The organism is Flavobacterium sp. (genome assembly GCF_025352015.1).
Classification (GTDB): domain Bacteria; phylum Bacteroidota; class Bacteroidia; order Flavobacteriales; family Flavobacteriaceae; genus Flavobacterium.
The window spans coordinates 1-6872 of record NZ_JANXUG010000110.1; the positions used below are offsets into that span (position 1 = coordinate 1).

General features: G+C 33.6%; 7 protein-coding genes. 2 read left to right on the forward strand and 5 right to left on the reverse strand.

Annotated elements, in window-relative coordinates:
* Positions 1–232 precede the first annotated feature (232 nt).
* From Q0Q96_RS11085 to Q0Q96_RS11100, 4 genes are all read right to left on the reverse strand, one after another.
* A complete protein-coding gene (locus Q0Q96_RS11085; RefSeq protein WP_293875354.1) occupies positions 233–613 on the reverse strand; it encodes a DUF4258 domain-containing protein in 381 nt (126 codons plus the stop codon).
* 66 nt (positions 614–679) lie between these two features.
* A complete protein-coding gene (locus tag Q0Q96_RS11090; protein WP_293875356.1) occupies positions 680–1873 on the reverse strand; it encodes an alanine dehydrogenase in 1194 nt (397 codons plus the stop codon).
* Positions 1874–1916: 43 nt separating this feature from the next.
* Positions 1917–2324, reverse strand: coding sequence for a tRNA (adenosine(37)-N6)-threonylcarbamoyltransferase complex ATPase subunit type 1 TsaE (gene tsaE / locus Q0Q96_RS11095; protein ID WP_293875358.1), 408 nt, complete (start codon positions 2322–2324; stop codon positions 1917–1919).
* Positions 2325–2394: 70 nt separating this feature from the next.
* Positions 2395–3948: a response regulator gene (locus tag Q0Q96_RS11100; RefSeq protein WP_293875360.1), complete on the reverse strand. Its 1554-nt coding sequence runs from the start codon at positions 3946–3948 to the stop codon at positions 2395–2397.
* A 173-nt stretch (positions 3949–4121) separates the two neighbouring features.
* Here Q0Q96_RS11100 and Q0Q96_RS11105 point away from each other — a divergent pair, with 173 nt between their 5' ends.
* Both Q0Q96_RS11105 and Q0Q96_RS11110 read left to right on the forward strand, forming a co-directional pair.
* The gene (locus Q0Q96_RS11105; protein ID WP_293875362.1) at positions 4122–4310 is read left to right on the forward strand and encodes a hypothetical protein; all 189 of its coding nucleotides are present in this window, start codon (positions 4122–4124) and stop codon (positions 4308–4310) included.
* 130 nt (positions 4311–4440) lie between these two features.
* Positions 4441–6480 carry a M13 family metallopeptidase gene (locus Q0Q96_RS11110; RefSeq protein WP_293875364.1) on the forward strand — a complete coding sequence of 680 codons (2040 nt, stop codon included), beginning with the start codon at positions 4441–4443 and terminating at the stop codon, positions 6478–6480.
* A 44-nt stretch (positions 6481–6524) separates the two neighbouring features.
* Here the strand turns inward: Q0Q96_RS11110 and Q0Q96_RS11115 are convergent.
* A partial coding sequence (locus Q0Q96_RS11115; protein ID WP_293875366.1) for a Fe-Mn family superoxide dismutase occupies positions 6525–6872 on the reverse strand: 348 nt, incomplete at its 5' end.

Sequence of the window (6872 nt, forward strand, 5' to 3'; positions counted from 1 at the left end):
TCGGGTACAATTTTAAGCTCCGATTCAACCAAATCAAGAAGAAAATTGTTTTTTGGCTTAATTATTTGTTCAACTTCTATCCTGAAAATAATACTCCTATTTTTGTGGAAATTAAAAAGAACGCTTTTTAAGGGTTAACTACTTAAAAGATAGAGGAGTAAAATGTGCTTCACGCACAAGAAAGGACAGATTAAATAAAATATAAAACTAGTAAATACATCCAACCTTATTACTATTTTCCTTTCTTAATTATATTTCGAAGCACCGCTTTTTCAGGGTAATTAATTACTTCTAATGTTATTTCTTTGCCTTTACGGGTTTTACCATAAATGACATAAAGTTTACCACCTTCTTCTTTAACGTTACTTTTGTCAAAATCTACATCACCATAAGTTAACGTGTTTTTGATGTCCAGCGTATCAACCCAATCTTCTAAAAGACGCCTAGAAGCTTCTCTATCATACAGAAATGGTTTAGTTCTTAAGTCATTCAAAACCCTTGCATTGGGGAAATAATTACAGCGAGTATCTTTTCCGCTTAAAACTGCAGCAACAAAAAAACCGCCCATTACCAAACCAACTAAATAGTAGGCAAATCGTTGGTAAAATTTCATAGTAGTTTAATTTTTGGCAAAAGTAATCAATGTTCGATATTCAATAAGTTTTAAAAAAGATTTATTTTAAAAAACGATTAAATTTATATCATTATCCGGAAGATTGAACCAATCACCAATAGCTTTGTTGGTTAAAATGCCGTGGTAAAGATAAACCCCATTTTTGAGTCCTTTGTTGCAACGAATAGCACTTTCCAAACCACCATCTTCGGCAATTTGAAGTAAGTAAGGCGTAATGATATTACTGATAGAGAGCGAAGCCGTTTTTGAATACCGTGAGGGAATATTGGGAACGCAATAATGAATAATATTGTTTTTTATGAATGTGGGATTTTCATGAGTTGTAATTTCTGAAGTTTCAAAACAACCACCTGTATCAATACTGACATCCACGATAACGGCACCTTTTTTCATGTGTTCTACCATTGTTTCTGTCACTACAACTGGGCAACGTTCTTTGCCGCGCATTGCGCCAATAGCCACGTCGCACCGGCGAAGCGCTTTCAGCAATGATTTGGGTTGAATGGTAGAAGTAAAAATACGTTGATTCAAATTGTTTTGTAGTCGGCGTAATTTTGTAATCGAATTATCAAAAACTTTGACATTGGCTCCTAAACCCAAAGCAGTTTTTGCAGCAAACTCACCAACGGTTCCAGCACCAAGAATGACAACATCAGTAGGAGAAACTCCAGTAATATTGCCTAACAACAACCCTTTTCCAAACTGATTGTTTATCATTAATTCGGCCGCAATTAAAACAGAGGCTGTTCCGGCAATTTCGCTCAATGATTTCACCGCAGGATAAGATCCATCTTCGTCTTTGATGTATTCAAAAGCAAGTGCTGTTATTTTTTTCTTGGATAAAGCCTCGAAGTATTCTTTTTTTCTTGTTTTTAATTGTATTGCAGAAATCACAATAGCATTCATATTCACTAATGCAATTTCTTCCATTGTTAAAGGTTCAACTTTTAGAATCATTGGGCAACTCAACACTTTTTTGGTGTCTTGGGTAATGGTAGCACCAGCATCGCTAAATTCGTTATCAGTATAGCTAGCACTTAATCCTGCACCCGATTCTATCATCACTTTATGACCGTGTGAAGTAAGGGAATTGACAGCATCGGGTGTTAAGCAAATGCGTCTTTCCTGATAAGAAGTTTCTTTTGGTATCCCAATAAAAAGTTCGCTCTTATGACGGTATACTTCTAATTTTTCCTCTTGAGGCAAAAGCTGTTGCTTTGTGAAAGGTGTAAGAGCCATAGTGAACAGTTAATTTTGAAGCAAATTACAATTTTTTCTTCAATTAGGTCAATCTTAAATGTCTTTTACCATCAACAGATTGAAACAAGTGAATTGTTGAATGATTATCAGGAAGTAAATTTGGAATTTTTTCTGCCCATTCGATAAAACACCAGTTTCCAGAGTATAAATATTCATCAATTCCCATATCCAAAGCTTCGATTTCTGACTTCAAACGGTACACATCAAAATGGTATACCTTCTGATTATTTTTGGCTTGATATTCGTTTACAATAGAAAATGTTGGACTACTCGTAGCATCATGCACGCCAAGTTGTTGTGACAGTGCTTTTATTAAAGTTGTTTTACCAACACCCATAACGCCATAAAAAAGAATCACTTTATTAGGTTTTTCGGCAATGATTTTTTGGGCAACTTCTTGAATTTCGTCTATTGAAAATAGGATTTCCATTTGAATTAATGTTCAGAATTTTGTGTTCAGGATTTCGTTTCTAACTGATTACTGAAAACTTTGTACTTTTCTACTTTGGATTAAAAACTAAAAAGGGAACTATCATTTCTTCCAATGAAATGCCACCGTGTTGATAAGTGTTTTTATAATAACTCACATAATGATTGTAATTATTGACATACGCCAAGAAAAAATCATTCTTTGCAAAAATATAAGAACTACTCATATTGATGGTTGGTAATCCAATTTTTTTTGGATCTCGAACTGCAAAAACTTCCTTATCTTCATACGTCAAACTTCTTCCAGTTTTGTATCGAAGATTTAAACTCGTGTTTTTATCGCCAATCACTTTGGAAGGATGTTTAACATTGATAGTTCCATGATCGGTAGTGATAATTAATTTAAAACCTAACTTTTGTGCTTGTTGAATGATTTCTAAAAGGGGTGAATTCTTAAACCAGCTCAATGTTAAGGAGCGATAGGCTTTATCATCTGAAGCCAATTCTTTTACAACATCCATCTCGGTTTTCGCGTGAGACAGCATATCCACAAAGTTGTATACAACCGTAACAAGATTGTTATCCTTTAAACCTTTGAAGTTTTCGGCGAGTTTTTTTCCATTGGCTAAATTGGTAATTTTAAAATATTCCTGTTTGATATTAAGACCTAATCGTTTTAAATGTGCCGTTAAAAATTCGGCTTCATATAAATTTTTTCCACCGTCCTCCACATCATTTTTCCAATATTGAGGGAATTGTTTCTCCATTTCGAGTGGTGTCAAACCCGAAAATATGGAGTTACGAGCATACTGCGTTGCGGTTGGCAAACTTGCATAATATGGGACTTCTTTTTCTAATTTAAAATAATTGCTTACGACGCTTTCGATGGCTTTCCATTGGTCATAACGAAGATTATCGATTACAACAAAAAGTACGGGTTTGTCTTTTTTTACCAATTCGGGAACGACCAATTCTCTGAACAAAGTATGGGATTGAATGGGTTTATCCGCCTTTGGACTGAACCAATCTTCGTAATTGCGTTCAATAAATTTCCCAAACTGCGCATTGGCTTCTACCTTTTGGCTTTCGAGAATTTCAAACATGCTTTGATCGTTGATGTTCTCAAGTTCTAATTCCCAAAAGATGAGTTTTTTATAGAGTTCAATCCAATCTTCATAACTGTTAACCATGGCCATTTCCATAGCAATCTTTCGGAATTCTTTTTGGTAATCCAATGTTGTTTTTTCTGAAATTAATCGGGAATGATCAAGGTTTTTCTTTAAACTCAATAGTATTTGATTCGGATTCACAGGTTTAATCAAATAGTCGGCTATCTTGGAGCCAATAGCTTCCTCCATGATGTATTCTTCCTCACTTTTGGTAATCATAATCATGGGTGTGGATGATTTTTTTTCTTTCATTTCAGAAAGCGTTTCTAAACCACTCATTCCAGGCATATTTTCATCAAGAAAAACAATGTCAAAATCTCCATCTTCAAAAGCATCTACAGCATCTCGACCATTGTTGAAAGTAGTTACTTTATAATTTTTCTTTTCAAGAAATAAGATGTGTGGTTTTAATAAATCAATTTCATCATCAACCCAAAGAATTTTTATTGTATCCATAATTAATATCGTTTTACGCAAATTTCTACAATTTAAAACGTAGTTATACTAAATTTAGTATAAAAATGTTGAAATTAATTTTAACTTAAATAGAATGTTAAACTGTGTTTGCAATCAATTAATTTTTCTACTTTTGATATGATTTAAATAGTAATTAATAAAATTTTATACAAATGAAAAAAGTAATTTCAGTAATGGCGGTTTTTGCCTTTATGTTTTCGATGAATGTAAATGCGCAAGAAAAGAAAAAAGAAAAAGCAAAAACAGAGAAAACGTGTTCGACTAGCGAGAAAAAAATGTGTGCGTCAGGCGAAAAGAAAGCGTGTTGCGCTGCTAAAAAAGCAACAGAAGAAAAAAAATAGTAAAATTAAATTTTTATAAAGTGCTTGATTATTCAGGCACTTTTTTTGTTTTATAGCGTAAAAATTATATAAATACGATACATTTGGTAACATTTTTATTTTTAGACTAATCAAATCAAAACAATAACACATGCAATTAAAAACCAAACTTATTATCAGTTTGTTGTCAGTATTACTAGCAATTAGCTGCAACAAAAAAGAAATTCATTATACAGATCCATTAGTCACAAACAGAGATACAACCGTTGTTCCAGGTGATGATTTTTTTACTTATGCCAATGGAACTTGGTTTAAAATGAATCCTATTCCTAGCAGCGAAAGTAGTAACGGTATTTTTAGAACTATTGGAGATACAATTAACGCCCAAATTAAAAATATTTGTGAAAAATCGGCTAAAAACAAAGAGGCAAAAAAAGGTAGTAACGAACAAAAAATCGGCGACTTTTATGCTTCGGGAATGGATACTTTAGCCATTGAAAAAGTAGGTTTAAAGCCATTGGCATTTCAATTCGCAAAAATTGAGGCTGTCAAAGATATTCATACTTTGATGACCACTATTGGTTACTTACATACTATTGGTGCCGGACCAGCATTTTCTTTTGGAGTTGGTCAGGACGATAAAATAAGTTCTAAAAATGCGTTGTTTTTTAGTCAGGGTGGTTTGGGTTTGGGTCAACGTGATTATTATTTTAATACAGATGCCGAAACAGTAAAAATCAGAACCGAATATGTAAAACACATACAGGCAATAATGCAATTAGCAGGTGATGCTGCTGATAAAGCTAAAAATGAGTCAGAAACGATTATCAAATTGGAAACCGATTTGGCTAAAAACAGCAGAAAACTTGAAGCACTTCGCGACCCAATTAAGAATTATAACAAAATGACTTTGGTGCAATTCAAAGCATCAACGCCGTCATTAGCCTGGGAAACTATTTTACCACAATTAGGAATTACAAAGGCGGATACTATTATTGTGGGACAACCAGAATTTTACAAAGGATTGGATAAAATTGTGACAACCTATTCTATCGAAGATTGGAAAGCCTATTTAAAATGGAATGTTGTAAATACTTATGCTTCTTATTTGAATAATACCATCGAAAAACAAAATTTCTACTTCTATTCTACTGTATTGAATGGTGTGAAAAAGCAAAAACCAAGATGGAAAAGAATTGTGGAACAAACAGATGGTTCACTGGGGGAATTAATAGGTCAAGTGTATGTGGCAGATTATTTGCCAAAAGAATCAAAAGAAAAGTTACTAGAAATTGGGAATAACATTCGCGAGGTTTATGCAGAGCATATCAAAAAATTGGATTGGATGAGCGAAGAAACCAAGAAAAAAGCACTTTTTAAATTGAGTAAAATCGTCATGAAAGTTGGTTATCCCAACAAATGGAAAGATTTGAGTAGCGTTTCTATCTCTAGAAATGAGTATTGTGCCAATGTGATGGCTGCCAATAAATGGTCTTATAATTATATGATTAAAAAATTCGGAAATCCTGTTGATAGAACAGAATGGGGAATGTTTCCACAAACTTACAACGCGTATTATAATCCTAGTAACAATGAAATTTGTGTTCCTGCTTGTAATATTTTAGTGCCAGGTTTTGAGGGAAGAATGCCCGATGATGCCATTTTGTATGGAATTATTGGAGGTTCTACTTTTGGACACGAAATCACACATGGTTTTGATGATCAAGGAAGTCAATACGATGACAAAGGAAATTTGAAAGATTGGTGGACTGCGGAAGATAAAGCAAAATTTACCCAAAAAACAAAAGCCATTGTAGCCCAATTTAGCAAGTTTGAACCGCTTAAAGGAAAGTTTATAAACGGAGAAGCTACTCAAGGCGAAAACATTGCCGATTTAGGTGGTGTCATCATGGGTTACGAAGCGTTTAAAAAAACAAAGCAATACAAAAAACAAGAAAAAATAAGCAATTTTACGCCTGATCAAAGATACTTCTTGGCGTATGGTTATGCTTGGATGGTTCATGCAAAAGATGAATCATTAGCAAGGCAAATTATGTCTGATGTACACGCGCCAGCACAATTCAGAATTAATGGTCCATTGATGAATATTCCTGAATTTTACAAAGCATTTAACGTAAAACCAGGAAACAAAATGTTCCTTCCAGAAAATGACAGAGTGGTTATTTGGTAGTACTTAAAAACTAAAATTCCTTATCAAATAGGATAAGGAATTTTTTATTTCTTCGCAATCGCTTCTTGATATCGTTCGGAAACTTTTTTCCAATTGATAATTTTGAAGTAGTTTTCAATATATCTTTTGCGTTTGTATTGGTAATCTAAATAATAAGCGTGTTCCCAAACGTCAAGATTTAAAAGTGGTGTTCCTGCAACAAGTTGTTTTGGCATCAAAGGATTATCTTGATTTGGAGTCCCTGTAACTATAAGTTTTCCTGTTTTATCTGCTATTAACCATGCCCATCCGGAGCCAAATTGTTTTTCAGCAGTATCAGAAAATTGAGTTTTAAAATTCTCAAAATTACCAAAATCTCTTGTGATAATGCTTGCCAAAGTATCTTTGGGTTC

Excerpts from the sequence above, each read along its gene's own strand:
- Q0Q96_RS11110 (WP_293875364.1), top strand. The coding sequence starts at position 4,441 with ATGCAATTAAAAACCAAACTTATTATCAGTTTGTTGTCAGTATTACTA.
- tsaE (WP_293875358.1), bottom strand. The coding sequence starts at position 2,324 with ATGGAAATCCTATTTTCAATAGACGAAATTCAAGAAGTTGCCCAAAAA.
- Q0Q96_RS11085 (WP_293875354.1), bottom strand. The coding sequence starts at position 613 with ATGAAATTTTACCAACGATTTGCCTACTATTTAGTTGGTTTGGTAATG.
- Q0Q96_RS11090 (WP_293875356.1), bottom strand. The coding sequence starts at position 1,873 with ATGGCTCTTACACCTTTCACAAAGCAACAGCTTTTGCCTCAAGAGGAA.
- Q0Q96_RS11100 (WP_293875360.1), bottom strand. The coding sequence starts at position 3,948 with ATGGATACAATAAAAATTCTTTGGGTTGATGATGAAATTGATTTATTA.
- Q0Q96_RS11105 (WP_293875362.1), top strand. The coding sequence starts at position 4,122 with ATGAAAAAAGTAATTTCAGTAATGGCGGTTTTTGCCTTTATGTTTTCG.